The following is an 18,789-nucleotide window of genomic DNA, read 5'->3' as shown; positions in this document are numbered from 1 at the left end:
GCCGACAGCGGGACTGCTCGGGAGACGGCCGTCACAACCGTGTCGATCGTGACATCTCACGGATTCTGTCTCACTCCCGGGGTCCTCCCCCGGGTCGCCGCCGGTCATGACGGCACCGGGGCCGGTGCCGGCGTCATCAGGCCTTCCAGGGTCATCCGGTCCTGCGGGGTGGCCGGTGAGCTCACCGCTCCGATGGCTCCGAGCGGCTCGAAGGCGGGCTCGTTGTTCAGTCCGGTCTCCGGACGCAGGGTCAGACGGCCGGCCGAGGTGGGGCTGAACCCGGAACCACGGCACTCGAAGATGGTCGCGGCGCGCCGCCCGGGGGGCGCGCCGGGCTCGAAGCACGGCAGGTTGCGCGCGCTGCGAGCCAGCGTCGGGTCGTCCTGGGGCAGCTTGCAGTAGCTGTTCGCCGGCAGCGGGACGTCCCCGGTCTCCATCGCGTTGCGGGGGCCGCCCGGCTGACCCGCGGGTATCCAGCCCTCGACGCAGTTGGGCTGGTTCACGTTGGTCTCGAGGTTGAACCGGAAGATCCCGGGCTCGCTCTCCGGCGCGATGACCAGCGACGACGCCGTGAACATCGGGTACACGACGAGGATCTGCTCGATCGGCGCGTGGTAGGCCTCGGCGAGGCGGGTCAGCACCTCGGTGGTGCTCAGCAGCCGCGGGGTGCTGCGGCTGAGGTCGGTGAGCAGGGAGTCGGCCTGCTGGGCGGCCCGGTTGCCGTCGGTCAGGACCGACCGCAGCGCCGGGTCGCTCTCGCGCAGCTGCCCGGTGAAGGACGCCAGGTTGCGTCCCCAGTTCCGGATGGAGTCGCTCGTCGCGAGCTGCGGATCGGCGAACCCCTCGAAGTCGTCGATGAGGTTCTCGGTGGCGGCGAAGTTCTGCTCGGTACCGGCCTCCTCGACCAAGAGGCCGGTGTTGTCGATCAGCCGGCCCAGGTCGGGCCCGATACCGCGGAAGGCGTCGGCGAACTCGGTCAGCACGGTCGTGAAGTTCTACTGGTCGACCGAGGTCAACAGGTTGTCGGTCCCCTGCAGCACGCCGGCCGTCGGCACCGGGACCGAGGTCAGCGCCAGCGGGACGTGGTCGCCGTCGGCCATCGGGGCCGCCGCCGGGTCCTGGGGGACGAAGTCGACGAACTGCTCACCGATCGCGGAGACGCTGTGCACCTCGGCGCGGCTCCCGCTCGGCGGGACCCGGTCCTCGTCGATCGTCATCCGGATGCGGACGCCCTCGGGGTCCAGGTCGACGTCGGTGACCGTCCCGACCGTGACACCCCGGTAGGTGACGTTCGCGTTCGGGTAGAGGCCACCGGCCGCGGGCAGGGTCGCGGTCACCGCGATCCGGCCGATGCCGAGGACCTGGGGAACCCGGACGTAGTAGAAGACGATCAGCAGGGTGGCGACCAGGGTCAGCACGGTGAAGATCGCGATCTGGATCTTGACGTAGCGGGTGATCACGTCAGTTGCCTCCCGTCAGGCCGCCGAGCAGGCCGCCGGAGGGGACCTCGGGCTGCTGCTGTTCCTGCTGCTGCTCGCGTTCGGTCTGCTCCGGCGGGGCCGGTCGTTCGAGGGTTCCCGACGGCGGGCCCGGGGGCGGCTGGTCGGGCACGGCCCCGTCGAGCAGGTCCAGGCCCGGCTCGGCGATCGGTGCGCCCGGCTCCGGCGGCAGCACGGGTGCGGTCAGCAGGTTCGCCGCCTCCAGGGCGTTGCCGCCCGCCTTCATGATCTCCTGCAGCCGGATCAGCTGGCCCTGGGCCGGTGTGCCGGTGAGGAAGTTCTGGTCCAGCGTCCCGAGCGTCAGGTCGAGGGTCAGCCAGAAGTTGATGTAGTCGCCCTGGAAGGTCTCGCCGAAGTTGCGCAGCGGGAAGATGATCGTCCCGAGCAGTCCGAGCGAGTCGGTCAGCGACCGGTCCGCGTCGGCCAGTCCCCGCAGTGCCGGCGTCAGGTTGTCGAGGTTGCGGGCCAGGTTGTCCGAGCTCTCGGCGACGACCGCGTCGGTCGCCTTCCCGAATTCACCGAGCGCCACGAGGCTGTCGGTGAGGTGGGCCCGCTCGCGGTTGAGCACGGCCAGGGCGGGCGGGATCGACTGCAGGGCGCCGTCGATCTTCTGGTCGCCCTCGGCGAACCGTGCCGCGAGCCGGTCGAGCCCGTCGATGGCCCGGGTGATGTCCTGCTTCTGGTCGTCGAGACCGCGGCTGAAGGTCTCCAGCTCGGTCAGCAGGCTGCGGAAGTCGTCCGTCCGCCCACCCAGTGCCTTGTTCAGCTCGCGGGTGATCGTCTTGATGTTCTGCAGGTTGCCGCCGTTGAGCAGCGTCGCGACCGAGGCGAGGACCTCCTCGGTCTCGGGGTACTTGCCCGCGCGCTCCAGGCCGATCCGGGCGCCGTCGGTGAGCCGTCCGACGGGTGCGTCGGTCGGCTCGTCCAGCTCGACGTACTTCGCACCGAGCAGCGAGGTCTGGCCGACCTTCGCCGTGACGTTCGCGGGGAGCTGGACGTCGCCGTCCAGGGTGACGGTGACGACGGCGTTCCACCCGTCGAGCCTGACGTCGGAGATGTTGCCGACCGGCTGGTCCCCGACCCGCACGGGGTTGTTGGGGACCAGGTCGGCGACGTTGCGCATCTCGATCTCGACCGTGTAGGCCCCGTCGCCCACGCCCGGCACGCCCGGGAGCGTGAAGTCGTTGAGTCCACGGTAGTCACACGCGGTCAGCGACAGCGTGCAGCACAGCAGCGCGGCGATCGCGCCGGCGCGTCTCGTCCGTCGCATCAGTTGCCTCCCTGGGGGACGAGCAGGCCACCGAGGCCGGGCGCGTCGAGGTCCGGCGGGGCCTCGGGTCCCGGGGTCGGCTGCCGGTACGGCTCGTCGCGGGCCGGGCGGTTGTCGGTCGGTCCGCCGCCGCCGGGCACACCGATCGGGCTGATGCCGATCGGCGGCTGCTGGATGCGCAGGAGGTTCAGCAGCGGGCCGAGGTTGCTCTTGCAGTAGTCGATGCCCTGGACCGGGTCCTGGGTGGCCGCGGTGAACGTCGAGCAGACGAAGTCGGCCGGGGTGTTCAGGTTGTCCACGACGAGCTTGCCGGACAGCGCGTGCGTCCGGGGGGACACGATGTTGAACAGGTTCATCAGGGTGCTGGGTCCGACGTGCAGGATCGTCGCCAGGTCGTCGCGCGAGTTGGCGAGGGTCCGGGTCAGGTCCCCGATCTGCTCGACCGAGTCGTTCAGGACCGGGCCGTTGGTGGCGACGAACTCGTCCACCGACTTCGCGGCGCGGGAGATCCCGTCCAGGGCGGCGGACAGCTCGTCCTCGTTGTCGGTCAGAACCCCGGACACGGTGTCCAGGCGCTGGTTGAACTCGACGATCTGGCCGTCGACCTGCTTGAGGGCGGTCACGAACGCCTGGAGGTTGCGGATCGTGCCGAACAGGTCGCCACGTCCCTCGGACAGGGTCTCGACCGCGGCCGAGGCCTGCCGGACCATCTCGTTGAACGCGGCGCCCTGGTGGCCGGCGGCGTTGGCCGCCGCCATGTCCAGGAACCGGGAGAGCGAGCCGTTCTGGTTCGCCTTGTCGGGCCCCAACGCCGTGCTGAGCTCGTTGAGCTGCTTCTTCAGGTCGTCGAACTCCAGCGGCGATGCGGTCCGCTCCACCGGGATCTCACCGCCGTCGGGCAGCGTCGGCCCGCCGGTGTAGGCCGGGGCGAGCTGCAGGAAGCGGGTCGAGACCAGCGTCGGGGAGACGACGGCGGCCTTGACGTCCGCGGGCAGCTCGTACTGCGAGTCGTAGGTGAACTCCATGCGGACCTTGTCGCCCGCCGGCTCGATCGAGACGATCTTCCCGACGTCGACGCCCTGGATCCGGACGCGGTCGTTCGGGTACACGTTCTTGACCGAGGTGAAGTAGGCGACCCCGGTGCGGGACTGGCCGTTGATCAGGACGACCAGGCCGGCGACGGCGACCGCCGCGACCAGCCCGACGACGAGGACCCGCTGGACCAGCGATCCGGCTCGGATGCGCGACATCAGTTGCCTCCCGCGCCGATGAGACCGCCGACTGACGGCAGTGTGGGGGCGGCGCCCTCGAGGGGCGTCGTGGGGACGGCGAGGCTGGGGACGAAGTCCGCCGCCGGGAACAGCGTGGGCCCGGCGTTGCCGAGGTCGCCGTGACCGGCGAAGTACGGACCGCCGGCGAGGCCCTCACCGAGTCCGGTGATGAAGCTGGAGACCCGCTGGATCGACGAGACGATGTTGCCCTCGTTGCGCTTCAGGATCGCCAGGACACCGTTCAGCTCGTTCAGGGCCGGGGCCAGCCGGTTGCGCTGGTCGTCGACGAGACCGTTGATCTGGTCCGTGGCGCGTCGCGTCGTCACCAGGAGCTCGCCGATGACCTCCCGGCGCGCCTCCAGCTCGCCGAGCAGCTTGTTGCCGTCGATGAGCAGGGTGCTGAGCTTGGCCGTCTGCCGGTTGAGCACCCCGGTCACGGACTCGGCGCGCTGGAGCAGGTCGCCGATGGCCGCGTCGCGGCTGGCGATCGTGCGGGACAGCCGGGTGATGCCCTCGAAGGCGGGCCCGATGTCGTCCGGGGTGTTCGCGAAGGCGTCGGTGAAGGTGTCCAGCGCCGCGCTGACCTGCTTCATGTCGATCTCGCCCGTGCGCCGGGTGAGGTCCTCGATCCCCTCGGTGATGCTGTAGGGAGCCGTGGTGCGGGCCAGCGGGATCACGTCGTCGGGCAGCGGTGCGCGGCCGTCGGGACGGATCTCGAGGTTGCGCTCGCCCAGGAGGGTCTGGGTGCCGATGGAGGCCGAGGTCAGGTCGTTCAGGCGGACGTCCTTGACCGTGAAGTCGACGACGACGTCGGCGCCGTCCAGCGTCACGCTCCGGACCTGGCCGACCTCGGTGCCGGCGATCCGCACGGTGTTGCCGGCCTGCAGCCCGCCCGCCTCGGTGAACCGTGCCTCGTAGCGCTTACCCGCGAACACCTCCAGCTCGGCCAGCTGGAACGAGGCGACCATCAGGACCCCCAGGATCGCGAGGCCCGCGAGCGCGATGGTCACCGGGTTCTTCTCCCGGAATCTCAGCTTCATCGCCCGCCTCCGGACGTGTCGTCGGTGCGGATGATCTGGTCGGGGACCTGGCCCTGGTCCGCGGCGTCCTGCTGCGGGATCGGGTTCGCCTCGCGCTGTTCCGGCGTCTCCAGCGGGGAGTTGCCGAACTTGCAGCGGTCGACGTTGTCGGCGGGGCCGAGCCAGGGCGAGTAGACCGGGTCACCGGTCGGTCCGGTCGTCTTCACCCGGAGCGAGCAGATGAACAGGTTGTAGGTCGCGCCACGGGAGCCGAGGCGGCTGACCCGCAGGTAGGCACCCGGCAGCAGGGACAGGTTCTCGTCGATGGCGGCCTCGCCGGCCTTCGCCTGCTTCGCCACGCGGTCGAGCTGGTCGACCGTCCCCCTGAGCGGCCCGCGGACCTTGCCCAGTAGCTGGTCGACGCTGCTGGTCAGGCGGTTCACGCCGTCGAGCGAGTCACCGATGCGCTGCCGGTCGCCGGCCAGGCCGGAGGTCAGCTGCTGGAGCTCGGTGATCGTCGACTCGAGCTCGGGGGCGCGCTTGTCGAGGGTGCCGAGCACGGTGTTGAGGTTGTCGACGACCGACCCGATCACCGCGTCCTTGTCGGCGAGGGTGTTGGTCAGCGACCCGACCCTGCTCAGCAGGGACTCGATCGTGCCGCCCTGCCCCTGGAACACCGAGATGAGGTCGGAGCTGAGCTGGTTGATCTGGTCCGGGGCGAGCCCCTCGAACAGCGGGGAGAAACCCGCGAGGAGTACGTCCAGGTTGAGCGCCGGTCGGGTCTGGGCGACCGGGATGACCGCGTCCTCGGCGAGGACGCCGTTCCCGGCCGGGCCCCGCGCGACCTCGAGGTAGCGGTCGCCGGTCAGGTTCAGGTACCGGACCGCCAGCTGCGTGTCGGCCGGCAGCTCGCGGGTCGCGTCGACCGTGAAGGTGACCTTCCCGAGGGTGGAGTCGACGACGGACACGTCGGAGACCGCGCCGACCTCGACCCCGGCGATCCGCACCGAGTCCCCCGCCTTGACCCCGGAGGTGTCGGTGAAGATCCCGGAGTAGGAGCGCTGGGCACCGAAGCCCGTACCGCCGGCACCCATCTGGATGCTGACGATGACGAGCACGAACATCGTCACGACGACGAACGCCGTCGTCTTGATCAGCGGCCCGGTGATGTTCTGGGCCTTGGAGATCTCGCTCATCGGCCGCCCTCCCCGCCGAACAGGCCACCGAGGAAGCCGCCGCTCTCGCGGGGCGCCGCCGGCGGTGCGGACTCCGTGCCGGGCGCGGCCGGCACGGGCGCCGCGGGATCGGCCGGGGCGGGCGCGGGCTGCCCACCCGGGACGGGACGGACCTGCTCGCCCGGGAACCCGAGCTCCTGGCCGGCGCCGGCGAACGGGCCGAACAGCTGGGTGACCAGGGGCGGGTCACCGATGCGCAGGGTGTTGTCGCCGTCGGGGTTGGGCTCGCCGCCCTTGTCGACGTTCTTCATGAGGGACTCCGGGAACACGCTCCCGTCGAGGTCCGGCATGCCGTGGCAGTCCGGGCCGTTGTCGGCACCGACGACGGGTGGGCTCGTGTAGGGGGTGTCGCCGGGTTCGAGGGTCACCAGACCCACGAAGCCGGGCACCGTGTTGCCCTGCTGCTGCTCCAGCTGCCGGCGGGACTTGTCGAGGCCCTTGAGCCAGCAGGCGAACATCGGGGAGTAGTCGCGCAGCAGCTCGGTGGTCGGCAGGGCGGTCTGCGTGACGTTCCGGATGCCGTCCCGGTTCTGGAGGAAGAACGCCTCACCGGTCCGGGACACCCTGGAGATCTGGAACAGGAAGCTCTCCAGGTCGGCCTGCTGCTCGACGATGGTCCGGCTCGTCACCGCGCCGTTGTCGAGGACCGTCACCAGATCACCGGCGACGTCGCCGTAGAGGTTCGCCAGGTCGGCGCCCTTGCGGAAGTCGGTCTGCAGCTGCGGGAGGTTCGCGTTGAACCGCTTGAGGTACGCGGCCAGCTGCGAGGCGGTCTCACCGACCTGCTCGCCGCGGCCGTCGAGGGCGGTCGCCAGGTTCCCGATGACCTCGCTGACCTCGCGCGGCCCGAGGGTGTCGAGGATCCTGTCGAGGGAGTCGAACAGGGTGTTGACCTCGACGGTCACCGAGTCGGTGGCGATCTGGTCGCCGGCGGCCAGCATCCGGCCGGACGGCGTCGCGGGCATCGTGAGCTGGACGGTCTTCGCACCGAAGGCCGTCAGCTGGTCGAGGGAGACCCGGGCGTCGGCCGGCACCTGGCCGATGCGGTCGGCGTCCATGGCCAGGACGATGTCGACCGCGCCGCGGTCGCCGTCGGCCAGCGAGACCGAGACCGAGCCGACCTTCCCGACGTCGACGCCCTTGAGCTGGACGCGGTTGCCCGGGTACATCTGCAGGCCCGAGCGGTCGGCCTTCAGGGTGACCGGCACCGTGTCGGCGAAGGCGTTGAGGTACATGGCGGTGCACAGGCTCAGGAAGCCGAGCACCACACCGATGAGGATCAGCGCGTAGACGCGGTACTTGAACCGCGTGAAGAAGGAGTCGTTCACCTGGTCATCCCGTGATGCGGAAGGCGTCGGAGTCGGCGTAGAGCGCCATGGAGATCGCCAGCTCGGCCGCCAGGACCGCGATCAACGACGTCCGGACCGCCTTGCCGACGGCCAGGCCGACACCGGCCGGGCCGCCCGAGGCCGTGTAGCCGTAGTAGGTGTGGATCGAGATCACGACGACGGCGATCCCGATCGCCTGGGCGAAGGAGTAGAGGACGTCCTGCCACTGCATGAACGTCTGCATGTAGTGGTCGAAGGTCCCCTCGGAGAGCCCGAAGAAGCCGACCTGTGTCGTCTTCCAGCCCACCCAGGCGCCGACCATCGCCATCGCGAAGATCGGGATGATCGTGATCATGCCGGCGACCAGCCGGGTGGTGACCAGGTAGGGCAGCGACCGCACGCCCATCACCTCCAGCGCGTCGATCTCCTCGGAGACGCGCATGGCACCGAGCTGGGCGGTGAAGCCGCTGCCGACCGTGGCCGCCAGCGCGGCCCCCGCGATGATCGGCACCAGGAGGCGGGGGTTGATGATCGCCGATGCAAAGCCGCCGAGGGCCTCGAGCTGGAGGTTCGCGAGCGCGTCGTAGCTCTGCAGGCCGCCGGTGACCCCGGCGAACAGGGTGATGAAGAAGGTGATCACCGAGGAGCCACCGATGACCGCGAGGGCACCGGTGCTCATCCCCACCTCGGCGATGAGCCGTACCTGCTCGGTCTTGTAGCTCTTCACCGCCTTGGGGATCCAGATGACGCCCTTGCCGTAGAACTCGGCCTGCCGTCCCAGGTCGTCGAGCAGCCGCAGCGGGGCCCCGAGGGCGTTGCGTACGGAGGAGAGCATGGCCAACGTCCTCACACCAGTCCGAGCGAGTAGGGGATCTGCGTCAGCAGGATGTTGATCGGGAACAAGGAGGCTTATTCAGGCCCCGTGAAATAACGATCTAGCCCGGCGTGTCGGGTTGGGCGACAGCCCGTCCATCGCGAATATTGGTTTGCCGAATCAATCCGAGATGAACGGGCTGCCGCAGTATGTACTATACCACTGGTTTCCGGCGTGATGAAATTCAGGATCTTGTCGCTATAGTGTATGAGCAGGATCAGCGGGACGCGACGGAGGCACGTTTGTCTTGGCCGCCGGTTCTGGGGTTGTTCTGGTCGGTGGTGATCACGTTGGCGTATCTGCGCGGGAATCGTGTGCAGTGGGAGTTGGCGGAAACCTATGGGGTGTCGCAGTCGACGGTTAGTCGAGCGATCACGGGGGTGACACCGTTGCTGGCACAGGCGCTGCGGAGTGTCGTTCCGACGGCAGAGGAGCTTCGTGCCGATCGGCAGTACATCATCGATGGAACCTTGCTGCCCTGCTGGTCATGGGCCGCGGTGCCGGGTCTGTGGTCGGGCAAGCATCGCACCACCGGCGTCGTCGTCCAGGTCGCAGCCACCCTGGAAGGGCAGCTGTCGTGGATCTCCGACCCGACCCCAGGCTCCCGACACGACCTATATTGCCTCGACCAATCCGGCGCCCTCGACCACCTCGCCACATACCCCCCGATCGGCGATAAAGGATACATCGGGCGCGGCATGCTCACCCCGTTCAAAAAACCACCCGGCCGGGAACTTCTCGACTGGCAAAAAACATTCAACAAGAGCCTCAACCACACACGCGCCGCCATCGAACGAGTCATCGCCCATATCAAAACGTGGAAAGTTCTCCACACAGACTACCGGCGGCCCTACGCCACATTTAAAACGACAATCTCGGCAGTCATCGGACTCATCTTCTACACACTTACCTGACGGAGCCTGAATAAGCCTCAAGGCGAGGAACGTGTATACGACGGTCTCGTTCACGGCGTTGCCCACTCCGCGCGGACCCGCCTTGCAGGTCATCCCCCGGTAGCAGCCGATGAGCGCGCCGACGACGCCGAACACGACCGCGCGGAGCTCGCCGTGCACCAGGTCGTCGAATCCGACCAGCAGGGTCAGCGAGTCGATGTACTGGCCGGGGCTCGCGTCCTGCAGGTAGACCGCGAAGAAGTAGCCGCCGGCCAGGCCGATGAGGATCATGACCCCGTTCAGCAGGAAGGCGTTGACCGCGGTCGCCAGCACCCGGGGCACCACCAGTCGCTGGACGACGTCGATGCCGAGCACCTCCATCGCGTCCAGCTCCTCGCGGATCCGGCGGGCACCGATGTCGGCGCAGATCGCGGTCGAGCTGGCGCCGGCGATGATGAAGGTCGTCGCGACCGGCCCGATCTGCGTGACCGTGGCGAAGGCCGAGCCCGAGCCGCTCAGGTCGATCGCGCCGATCTCGACCAGCACGAGGTTGAACTGGAACGTCACCAGGGCGACGAACGGGATGCCCAGCAGGATCGCCGGGCCGAGGGACACGCTGGCGACGAGCCAGGTCTGCTGGACGAACTCCCGCCATTGGAACGGCCGCTTGAACATGGCGACGAACGTGTCGGCTGTGAAGGCGAAGAACGTGCCGAGCGGCGCCACGCTGCGGGCGACGAGTGGCGGTGTGGGCATCACGCCTCCCCTGACGGGGAGGCGGCGCAGGTCACGACGTCGGGCTGCATCGGGGGCCTCTGCTCTGAGACGACGGTGGTGGGAAGCGACCGGTCCACAGCAGTGCGGGGAGCACGGAACCGGGTCAGCGAGTGAAACGAGCGTCACTGATACAAGTTTCGTTCTCTGTCTCAGAGATCACCTGAACGGAGTAGCTTGGGGCGGTTTCATCACCCGAACGAGACACTTCTGGTGAGACACTCAACAGAATCTGTGTCGTTGTCCCAGTATCGGAACCGCCGCACCCGCGGGGGCGACACGAGGAGGTGCGCCGTGAAGGGCGTCGAGGTCAAGGTCGAGGGTCTGACGAAGTCGTTCGGCCGGGCGAACATCTGGTCCGACGTGACACTCACGCTGCCGGCGGGTGAGGTCTCGGTACTGCTGGGGCCGTCCGGAACCGGCAAGTCGGTGTTCCTCAAGTCGCTGATCGGCCTGCTCAAGCCGGAACGCGGTTCGATCGTCATCCACGACACGGACCTCGTCCGCTGCTCGGAGAACCGGCTCTACGACATCCGCAAGCTCTTCGGCGTCCTGTTCCAGGACGGCGCGTTGTTCGGGTCGATGAACCTGTTCGACAACATCGCCTTCCCGCTGCGCGAGCACACCAGGAAGTCCGAGGCGCAGATCCGCGACATCGTCCTCGACAAGATGGAGCTGGTCGGTCTCCGCGGCGACGAGGGCAAGCTGCCCGGCGAGATCTCCGGGGGCATGCGCAAGCGCGCCGGGCTCGCCCGTGCGCTCGTCCTCGACCCGGAGATCATCCTGTTCGACGAGCCGGACTCCGGTCTCGACCCGGTCCGGACCGCCTACCTGAACCAGCTGATCATCGACCTCAACGCGCAGACCGACTCGACCTTCCTGATCGTCACGCACGACATCAACACCGCGCAGACCGTGCCGGACAACATCGGCCTGCTGTACCGCAAGCACCTGGCGATGTTCGGGCCGCGCGAGCAGCTGCTGACCTCCGAGGAGCCGGTGGTCGCGCAGTTCCTGAACGGCCGTCGTCAGGGACCGATCGGCATGTCCGAGGAGAAGGACGCGGCCCAGGCCGCCCGCGAGCTGGAGGAGGCCGGCGAGCTCCAGGGGCTCCCTCCGCTGAAGCCGCAGCTGACCACCTCACCCGGCGTACCGGAGCGCAAGGCCGGCGCCCGTCGCCGCCGACGGGTCGCGGACATGATGCACACCCTCGGCCCGGCCGCCCAGGAGGCGATCCACGCCGCGACGGCGGCGCCGGCCGCCACCGCGCAGCTACCGGGAGGCCGTCACGGCTGGCGCGACGCCGAGCAGACCGCCGAGATGCCGCGGGTGCGATGAGCACCGACGAGGACTCCTGGGCCGGACGGTCGCCGGGGAGATGAACGATCCGCGGGCCGCGCCACCGGCAAGGGCGTCACACCGTCAGCTGCGGTTCCGATGGTGCGCGACCATGGTGCGGACCATCTCCACCGCGGCGAGCACGGCGTCCACCGGTGGCGCGTCGTCACCGGGCGACCGGCGCGCGGCGCGCGCGAAGAGACCGTCGACGACGAGCCGAACCTGCTCGGCCAGGACCGGGCCACCCACCGGACCGGCGAGCTCCCGCGCCGCCCGGTCCACCTCCGCGCGGGACTCGCGCAACCGGCGCCGGGCGAGGGCGCTCGGCCCGCTGCCGGCTCCGATCTCGTCGCCCGAGCCGGGGAACTCCACCAGATAGTTGCGGAGGGGACACCCCCGTCCACCCTCCCGCAGGACCCGTTGGCCGACGTGTGTCACCGCCGCGACGATGCGATCCCCGGGGTCCTCGCCGGCCTCCCGCAGGGCGCGGTCGGCTGACGCGGCCAACGCCGTCGACCAACGATCCAGGTAGGCCTCGACGAGGTCGTCCTTGGTGGCGAAGTGACCGTAGAGCCCGCTCTTGCCGGTGCCCGCCTCGTCGATGATCTCCTGCATGCCGACGGCACGCACGCCACGGGCGTAGAACAGGCGCCCCGCCGCGTCCAGGATCCGTTCCCTGACGTCCGGCTTCGCTGTGCCGACCACGAGCACTCCTTCCGATCCACCCCATCCTACAGACCGGTCAGTCCGAATGCCTGACTACTGCCCAGAGGTTGTGAGCAGCTCGTTCGGATCCAGCACTTGACGAACGACGTCGGCATCGCGTTGTCTCGGACCGATCGGTCCGGCCGGATGACACCGCACCGGGCGCACGACGTGACCGGACGGCTCGTCGCCCGTGGAGGCCGGCTCGCCGGCATCCGGTTCCCCTGCCCCCCGGTCCGGAAGGACGGCCCATGCCCGCAACCTCGGCGAGCCCCGCTCCCACCACGGTGCTGCTGGTCACCTCGGCGGCGGCGTTCCTGTCGAGCCTCGACCTGTTCATCGTCAACATCGCGTTCCCGGCGATCCGGGCGGACTTCCCCGGATCGGACCTGGGGCAGCTGTCGTGGGTGCTGAACGGCTACACCGTCGTCTTCGCCGCCTTCCTGGCGCTCGCCGGGCGCCTGGCCGACCGGTTCGGCCACCGCAGGCTGTTCCTGGTGGGACTGGCGGTGTTCACCGTGGCCTCGGCGCTGTGCGCGGTCGCCCCGACGGTGTGGGCGCTGGTCGCCGCGCGGGCCGTCCAGGCCGTCGGTGCGGCAATGGTCATGCCGACCTCGCTGTCACTGCTGCTCGCCGCCTACCCGCCGGAACGGCGGTCGCACGCGGTCGGCGCCTGGGCCTCGATCGGTGCCGTGGCCGCCGCGCTGGGACCGCCGGTGGGCGGCCTGCTGGTCGAGCTCTCCTGGCACTGGGTGTTCCTGGTCAACGTCCCCGTCGGCGTCGTCGCGCTGCTCGTGGGACTGCGGGTACTGGTCGAGCCCGGTACCGCACGAGTGGGGGTCCCGGACCTGCTCGGCGCGACCGGACTCGTCGTCGGCGTCGGCGCGCTGGCCTACGCGCTGGTCCGCGCCCCGGACGACGGGTGGGTGTCGGTGCCGGTCCTGTCCGGGGTCGTCCTGGCCGTCGCCGGCCTCACCTGGGTGGTCCTGCGCTCGCGGCGGCACCCGGTCCCGGCCCTCGAACTCGACGTGCTCCGGGTCCCGGTCGTGGCGACCGCCGCGCTGACGATGACCGCGTTCACCACGGCGTTCGCCGGGATGCTGGTCGTCAACGTCCTCTTCCTGACCGGCACCTGGGGCTGGTCCGCGGCGCTCGCCGGCTTCGGACTGGCACCCGGCCCGCTCGTGGTCGTCGTGGTCTCCCGCTTCAGTGGCCGGCTCGCCGTGCGGTTCGGGTCCGGCCCGGTGACGCTCGCGGGGACCGTCGCGTTCGCCGCGGGTCCGACCTGGTGGCTACTCCGGCTGGGGACCGAGCAGGGCTACTGGGCCGGGGTCCTGCCCGGTCAGGTGTTCACCGGGCTCGGCGTCGGGCTCATCCTGCCCACCTTGTCCGCGCTCGTGGGATCGGCGCTGCCCGCCCACCAGTGGGGCTCCGGCTCGTCCCTCATCAACACCGCCCGCCAGGGCGGCTCCGTGCTCGGGGTCGCACTGCTGGTGTCGGTCGTCGGGACCCACACGACCGGGCTGCCCGAGGAGCTGGGTGCACTCCGAGGCGGGTGGGTCCTGCTGGTGGCCTCCGCCCTGGTCGCGGCGGTCTTCGCCACGGCCCTCACGGTCGTCGAGCGGCGGCGGGACACAGCGGCCGACCGCCCGGCGTCGACACCGGCGACCTGACCCCGAACATCCCCGTCCGACGACCGAGCGGAGGCTCACCATGACCACACCGAACCCGACCCGCGACGGCCTCTGGCTCGACGACCTCGTCGAGGGCGCCACCTTCACCACCGGCACCCACGAGCTGACCGCCGAGGAGATCGTCGCCTTCGCCCGCGACTTCGACCCGCAGCCCTTCCACACCGACGCCGACGCGGCCGCGGGAACGTTCTTCGACGGTCTCGTGGCCAGCGGCTGGCACACCGCGGCGGTCACCATGCGGCTCGTGGTCACCAGCGGTCCGCCCATCGCGACGGGCATCGTCGGCGGGGGCGCCGACGTGGCCTGGCCCAGCGCGGCCCGGGCCGGGGACGTCCTGCGGGTGGAGATCGTGCTCCGGGAGATCCGCCGGTCCCGGTCGCGGCCGGACCAGGCGTGGGTCGTCGTCGAGCAGCGGACGCTCAACCAGCACGACGCGGTGCGGCAGACCACCACCGCACGGTTGCTGGCCTGGCAACGGCCCCGCCACGACTGACGCCGGCTCGTACTCGGCGTCGTTACGATCATGTCAACGCGTCAGAATCTGTTGACATGAGAGTGTGTACGGGCCAGCCTCCTTGATACCTGGATCGAAGGAGTGCCCGTGGCGCTACCACCTCCCGACGCCGCCCGGTTGGCAGCGTTGAACGAGCATTACGCGTTCGGCCTGTCGGACGCCGAGCTGGCGGAGTTCGGCCCGGCGGTCACGGCGACGCTGGCCGCCTCCGACCGGGTCGAGGAGCTCTACCGGGCCTCGGCACCGCAGACGCCGGAGCGGGCCTGGTCCGAGCCTGCGGACAACCCTCTCGGCGGCTGGTACGTGACGACTTCGGTGCCGGGTGCCGCCGAGGGACCGCTGGCCGGGCGCACCGTGGCGCTGAAGGACAACATCTCCCTGGCCGGGGTGCCGATGACCAATGGGTCGGCGACGGTCGAGGGTTTCGTCCCGTCGCGGGATGCGACGGTGGCGACCCGGCTGCTGGCGGCGGGGGCGACGATCACCGGGAAGTCGGTGTGTGAGGACCTGTGTTTCTCGGGTGCGAGTTTCACCTCGCGGCCGTGGCCGGTGCGCAATCCGTGGGACACCGGCCGTAATGCCGGTGGTTCGTCGAGTGGGAGCGCGGCACTGGTGGCCTCGGGTGCGGTGGATCTGGCCGTGGGTGGGGATCAGGGTGGTTCGATCCGGATCCCGAGTGCGTTCTGCGGGACGGTGGGGCACAAGCCCACTCACGGGCTGGTCCCCTACACCGGGGCGTTCCCGATCGAGGCCACGATCGATCACCTCGGGCCGATCACCCGCACGGTGTCCGACGCCGCGCTGATGCTGACGGTCCTGGCGGGTGTCGACGGGTTCGATGCCCGTCAGCCCACTGTCCTGGACCCGGTCGACTACCTCGCCGCACTGGAGCAGTCGGCCGCCGGCCTGCGGGTCGGGATCGTGGTCGAGGGTTTCGGTCGCCCGGAGAGCGACCCGGCCGTCGACGAGGCCGTGCGTGCCGCGGTCGGCGCTCTGGCCGGGGCCGGGTTGGTGGCGGAGGAGGTGTCGATCCCGTGGCATCTGGACGGGATGGCGGTGTGGAACGTCATCGCGACCGAGGGTGCGGCCTACCAGATGGTCGACGGTAACGCCTACGGCATGAACTATCCGGGTCTCTACGATCCGGAGCTGATCGCGCACTACCACCGTCAGCGCCTCGCCCGGGGGGCGGAGTTGTCCAAGACGGTCAAGCTGGTCGGGCTCTCGGGCGGCTACACCTTCGGCCACGGCGGCGGCGTCTACTACGGCATGGCCCGCAACCTCGCGTTCGAGCTGCGTGCGGCCTACGACCAGGCGTTGAGTGGTTGTGACGTGCTGGTCATGCCGACCCTGCCCTACACCGCGCCGGAGCTGATCGGGCTCGATGCCGGGTTGGACACCTACCTGCCGACCGCGTTGGGGATGGTCGGCAACTGTGCCCCGTTCGACGTGTCCGGTCACCCCGCCGTCTCGGTGCCGGCCGGGCTGGTCGACGGGCTCCCGGTCGGTCTGATGATCGTCGGCCGGCGTTTCGACGACGCGACCGTCCTTCGGGTCGCGCACACCTTCGAGCAGGCCGTCGGCGGCTTCCCCGCCCCACCGGCCCTCGCCGGCTCGGTCGGAGCAGCGTCGCCGCTCGTCTCCGGCGTCCGGGGGTGACGCCGCCCCCGCCACTCGCGCGCAGGTCTCGCAGCACCTGCCACACACGAACCGAACGCACCACCACCATCCCGAAGGAGCACACGTGACGCTCGCCGCCCACCAGAACCGCACCGGCCTGCCCGAGCAGGCCCCCGTCGAGGACCGCGCCTGGGCACTGAAGAACGCCCTGGACGCCAAGGGGCTCATCCCCACCGGCTTCAACGAAGGATGGAAGACGACCTTCGAGGAGGAGTACAGCCCGCGGCGCGGGGCCGAGCTCGTCGCACGGGCCTGGACCGACCCGGAGTTCCGCGAGCTGCTGCTCTCCGACGGGACCGCGGCCGTCGCCCAGTACGGCTACCTCGGCGCCCAGGGCGAGTACATCCGAGCGCTCGCCGACACCCCGACGGTCAAGAACGTCATCGTCTGTTCGCTGTGCTCCTGCACCGCCTGGCCGATCCTGGGTCTGCCGCCCACCTGGTACAAGGGCTTCGAGTACCGCGCCCGTGTGGTGCGTGAGCCCCGCAAGGTCCTGGCGGAGCTGGGGACCACGATCCCCGAGGACATCGAGATCAAGGTCTACGACACCACCGCCGAGACCCGCTACATGGTTCTCCCCATGCGCCCGGCGGGGACCGAGGGCTGGGACGCCGAACGACTCGCGTCCATCGTCACCAAGGACTGTCTCATCGGCGTCGCCCTGCCCTCGGCCGACGTCGTCGTCGAGCACCCCAACACCTGAGCGAACGGAGCACACCCCATGGACGGCGTCCACGACCTCGCGGGCCGGCAGGGCTTCGGCCCGGTCCCGCACACCGCCAACGGCCCGATCGGTGACACCTTCAAGTACGACTGGGAGCACCTGGGCTACAGCCTGCTGTTCCTCGGCGTGACCAACGGCAACTTCACCCTCGACGAGGTGCGCCACGCGGTCGAACGGCTCGAGCCGGTGCACTACCTGAGCACCCCGTACTACGAGCGCTACATCATCGGCGCCGCGACGCTCATGGTCGAGAAGGGCGTGCTCACCCACGACGAGCTGGAGGCCGCGGCCGGCGGGCCCTTCCCGCTGGCCCTCCCCGCCACCTCCCCCGGGCGTCCCGCGAGGGAGAACCGCGAGACGTTCGAGGTCGGCGACAAGGTCCGGGTCACCGACGACCACTTCGCCGGGCACGTCCGCTACCCCGCGTTCTGCCGGGGCAAGGTCGGCACGGTGCAGCATCGCACCGGGATGACCTGGCCCTTCCCCGACGCCGCGGGCCACGGCCGCAGCGACGGCGGCTCGGAGCCGAGCTACCACGTCGAGTTCGACGCCGCCGAGCTGTTCGGCGACGACACCGATGCCGGTGCCGTCGTCGTCGACCTGTTCGAGGGCTACCTCGAGCGCGCCGCCTGACCCACCGCACCGTCCGGGCGGGCCCGTTCCGACGGGCCCGCCCGGTCCGCCCGACCTCCCACCACGGTCGCCTCCGCCGTCGACGAGAGGAACGACGATGACCGACACCCGCCTCCCCGTCACCGTCCTGTCGGGCTTCCTCGGAGCAGGCAAGACCACGCTGCTCAACCACGTGCTGAACAACCGCGACGGCCGCCGGGTCGCGGTCATCGTCAACGACATGAGCGAGATCAACATCGACGGCTCGGAGATCGCCCGCGAGGTCGAGCTCAGCCGCTCCGAGGAACGCCTGGTCGAGATGACCAACGGCTGCATCTGCTGCACCCTGCGCGACGACCTGCTCGGCGAGATCACCCGCCTCGCCCGCGAGGACCGGTTCGACTACCTGCTCATCGAGTCCTCCGGCATCTCCGAGCCCCTCCCGGTGGCCGAGACCTTCACCTTCGTCGACCCCGCAGGTGGGGCGCTCGACGACATCGCGCGGCTCGACACCATGGTCACCGTCGTCGACGGCGTGAACTTCCTCCGGGACTTCCGGGCAGGGCGCCCGGTGGACGCCGATGCTCCCGACGACCGCCGTGACCTCTCCGACCTGCTGGTCGACCAGGTCGAGTTCGCCGATGTCATCCTCATCAGCAAGACCGACCTGATGCACGACACCCAGGTCGCCGAGCTCACGGAGATCCTGCGCCGGCTCAACGCCGTCGCCGAGATCCTCCCCGTGTCCGAGGGACGGGCACCGCTCGACCGCATCCTGGACACCGGCCTGTTCTCCCTCGCACGCGCCGCCACGGCATCCGGCTGGCTCCAGGAGATCAACGGCGAGCACATCCCGGAGACCGAGGAGTACGGCGTCGCCTCGTGCCTGTACCGGGCGCGGGCACCGTTCCACCCGGAGCGCCTGCACCACTTCCTCACCCGTGACTGGACCAACGGCCGGCTCCTGCGGGCGAAGGGCTACTTCTGGAACGCCGCCAGGATCACCGAGATCGGGCAGCATCTCCCAGGCCGGACACCTCATCCGGCACGGCTACATCGGGCACTGGTGGCGCTTCCTCCCGCAGGAGATCTGGCCGCAGGACTACCGACGCGACGCGATCACCGACAACTGGGACGACGCCGTCGGCGACTGCAGGCAGGAGCTGGTGTTCATCGGGCAGGGAATCGACCGCGACCGCCTGTTCGCCGACCTGGACGCGTGCCTGCTCACCGACGCCGAGATCGGGCTCGGGCCCGACGGCTGGGACGCGCTCCCCGACCCGCTCGGCACCGGACAGATCGACGTCGCCTCCGCCGCGGCAGGTGGCCGGCTCCCCGCCGGACTCTGACGGAGGCGGA

General features: G+C 70.0%; 17 protein-coding genes and 2 pseudogenes. 9 read left to right on the top strand and 10 right to left on the bottom strand.

Annotation, left to right across the window (positions count from 1 at the left end):
- Positions 1–104: 104 nt before the first annotated feature.
- The 8 genes from KPL59_RS07290 to KPL59_RS07255 are packed head-to-tail and all read right to left on the bottom strand — an operon-like array spanning position 105 to position 8,457.
- Positions 105–983 (bottom strand): hypothetical protein, encoded by an 879-nt coding sequence (locus tag KPL59_RS07290; RefSeq protein ID WP_226360322.1) that lies wholly within the window; start codon positions 981–983, stop codon positions 105–107.
- 12 nt (positions 984–995) lie between these two features.
- Positions 996–1,460, bottom strand: coding sequence for an MlaD family protein (locus KPL59_RS07285; RefSeq protein WP_226360321.1), 465 nt, complete (start codon positions 1,458–1,460; stop codon positions 996–998).
- A 1-nt stretch (position 1,461) separates the two neighbouring features.
- Positions 1,462–2,769 (bottom strand): MCE family protein, encoded by a 1,308-nt coding sequence (locus KPL59_RS07280; protein WP_226360320.1) that lies wholly within the window; start codon positions 2,767–2,769, stop codon positions 1,462–1,464.
- Positions 2,769–4,019, bottom strand: a complete 1,251-nt coding sequence (locus KPL59_RS07275) for an MCE family protein (protein WP_226360319.1) — start codon at positions 4,017–4,019, stop codon at positions 2,769–2,771. Before KPL59_RS07275 ends, KPL59_RS07280 begins: the two co-directional genes overlap by 1 nt.
- The gene (locus KPL59_RS07270) at positions 4,019–5,080 is read right to left on the bottom strand and encodes an MCE family protein (RefSeq protein WP_226360318.1); all 1,062 of its coding nucleotides are present in this window, start codon (positions 5,078–5,080) and stop codon (positions 4,019–4,021) included. Before KPL59_RS07270 ends, KPL59_RS07275 begins: the two co-directional genes overlap by 1 nt.
- Positions 5,077–6,255: an MCE family protein gene (locus KPL59_RS07265; protein WP_226360317.1), complete on the bottom strand. Its 1,179-nt coding sequence runs from the start codon at positions 6,253–6,255 to the stop codon at positions 5,077–5,079. Before KPL59_RS07265 ends, KPL59_RS07270 begins: the two co-directional genes overlap by 4 nt.
- Entirely contained in the window at positions 6,252–7,622 is a 1,371-nt protein-coding gene (locus KPL59_RS07260) for an MCE family protein (protein WP_226360316.1), read from the bottom strand. Before KPL59_RS07260 ends, KPL59_RS07265 begins: the two co-directional genes overlap by 4 nt.
- A 4-nt stretch (positions 7,623–7,626) precedes the next feature.
- Complete coding sequence (locus KPL59_RS07255) at positions 7,627–8,457, bottom strand: ABC transporter permease (RefSeq protein WP_020621830.1); 831 nt, start codon at positions 8,455–8,457, stop codon at positions 7,627–7,629.
- Between the two features lie 188 nt (positions 8,458–8,645).
- On the opposite strand from KPL59_RS07255, the gene KPL59_RS07250 reads away from it, so the two are divergent.
- The gene (locus KPL59_RS07250) at positions 8,646–9,410 is read left to right on the top strand and encodes a transposase (RefSeq protein ID WP_226360315.1); all 765 of its coding nucleotides are present in this window, start codon (positions 8,646–8,648) and stop codon (positions 9,408–9,410) included.
- A 9-nt stretch (positions 9,411–9,419) separates the two neighbouring features.
- Here KPL59_RS07250 and KPL59_RS07245 read toward each other — a convergent pair.
- A pseudogene (locus KPL59_RS07245) lies at positions 9,420–10,145 on the bottom strand (MlaE family ABC transporter permease); the annotation flags it as partial.
- A gap of 312 nt (positions 10,146–10,457) precedes the next feature.
- Here KPL59_RS07245 and KPL59_RS07240 point away from each other — a divergent pair.
- Entirely contained in the window at positions 10,458–11,501 is a 1,044-nt protein-coding gene (locus KPL59_RS07240) for an ABC transporter ATP-binding protein (RefSeq protein ID WP_226360314.1), read from the top strand.
- 84 nt (positions 11,502–11,585) lie between these two features.
- Here the strand turns inward: KPL59_RS07240 and KPL59_RS07235 are convergent, their stop codons facing one another.
- Positions 11,586–12,206, bottom strand: coding sequence for a TetR/AcrR family transcriptional regulator (locus KPL59_RS07235; protein ID WP_226360313.1), 621 nt, complete (start codon positions 12,204–12,206; stop codon positions 11,586–11,588).
- A 251-nt stretch (positions 12,207–12,457) separates the two neighbouring features.
- Here KPL59_RS07235 and KPL59_RS07230 point away from each other — a divergent pair, with 251 nt between their 5' ends.
- The 7 genes and pseudogenes from KPL59_RS07230 (at position 12,458) to KPL59_RS37460 (ending at position 18,779) form a co-directional block, all read left to right on the top strand.
- Complete coding sequence (locus tag KPL59_RS07230; protein WP_226360312.1) at positions 12,458–13,879, top strand: DHA2 family efflux MFS transporter permease subunit; 1,422 nt, start codon at positions 12,458–12,460, stop codon at positions 13,877–13,879.
- Positions 13,880–13,919: 40 nt separating this feature from the next.
- Positions 13,920–14,393: a MaoC family dehydratase gene (locus tag KPL59_RS07225; RefSeq protein WP_226360311.1), complete on the top strand. Its 474-nt coding sequence runs from the start codon at positions 13,920–13,922 to the stop codon at positions 14,391–14,393.
- A 108-nt stretch (positions 14,394–14,501) separates the two neighbouring features.
- Entirely contained in the window at positions 14,502–16,073 is a 1,572-nt protein-coding gene (locus tag KPL59_RS07220; protein ID WP_226360310.1) for an amidase, read from the top strand.
- Positions 16,074–16,158: 85 nt separating this feature from the next.
- Entirely contained in the window at positions 16,159–16,797 is a 639-nt protein-coding gene (nthA, locus tag KPL59_RS07215) for a nitrile hydratase subunit alpha (protein WP_226360309.1), read from the top strand.
- Positions 16,798–16,815: 18 nt separating this feature from the next.
- Positions 16,816–17,451 carry a nitrile hydratase subunit beta gene (nthB, locus tag KPL59_RS07210; protein WP_020621519.1) on the top strand — a complete coding sequence of 212 codons (636 nt, stop codon included), beginning with the start codon at positions 16,816–16,818 and terminating at the stop codon, positions 17,449–17,451.
- Positions 17,396–18,373 (top strand): annotated as a pseudogene (locus tag KPL59_RS37465) (GTP-binding protein); the annotation flags it as partial. The gene nthB and the pseudogene KPL59_RS37465, both read left to right, overlap by 56 nt.
- Complete coding sequence (locus KPL59_RS37460; RefSeq protein ID WP_374111606.1) at positions 18,372–18,779, top strand: GTP-binding protein; 408 nt, start codon at positions 18,372–18,374, stop codon at positions 18,777–18,779. The pseudogene KPL59_RS37465 and the gene KPL59_RS37460, both read left to right, overlap by 2 nt.
- The last annotated feature ends 10 nt before the right edge of the window (positions 18,780–18,789 follow it).

The sequence above is a fragment of the Pseudonocardia sp. ICBG1142 genome, assembly GCF_020496255.1.
GTDB lineage: Bacteria > Actinomycetota > Actinomycetes > Mycobacteriales > Pseudonocardiaceae > Pseudonocardia.
This window is presented reverse-complemented; position numbering and strand designations above follow the sequence as displayed.

Excerpts from the sequence above, each read along its gene's own strand:
- nthB (WP_020621519.1), top strand. The coding sequence starts at position 16,816 with ATGGACGGCGTCCACGACCTCGCGGGCCGGCAGGGCTTCGGCCCGGTC.
- KPL59_RS07255 (WP_020621830.1), bottom strand. The coding sequence starts at position 8,457 with ATGCTCTCCTCCGTACGCAACGCCCTCGGGGCCCCGCTGCGGCTGCTC.
- KPL59_RS07250 (WP_226360315.1), top strand. The coding sequence starts at position 8,646 with ATGTACTATACCACTGGTTTCCGGCGTGATGAAATTCAGGATCTTGTC.
- KPL59_RS07230 (WP_226360312.1), top strand. The coding sequence starts at position 12,458 with ATGCCCGCAACCTCGGCGAGCCCCGCTCCCACCACGGTGCTGCTGGTC.
- KPL59_RS07225 (WP_226360311.1), top strand. The coding sequence starts at position 13,920 with ATGACCACACCGAACCCGACCCGCGACGGCCTCTGGCTCGACGACCTC.
- KPL59_RS07275 (WP_226360319.1), bottom strand. The coding sequence starts at position 4,019 with ATGTCGCGCATCCGAGCCGGATCGCTGGTCCAGCGGGTCCTCGTCGTC.
- KPL59_RS07280 (WP_226360320.1), bottom strand. The coding sequence starts at position 2,769 with ATGCGACGGACGAGACGCGCCGGCGCGATCGCCGCGCTGCTGTGCTGC.
- KPL59_RS07265 (WP_226360317.1), bottom strand. The coding sequence starts at position 6,255 with ATGAGCGAGATCTCCAAGGCCCAGAACATCACCGGGCCGCTGATCAAG.
- KPL59_RS07270 (WP_226360318.1), bottom strand. The coding sequence starts at position 5,080 with ATGAAGCTGAGATTCCGGGAGAAGAACCCGGTGACCATCGCGCTCGCG.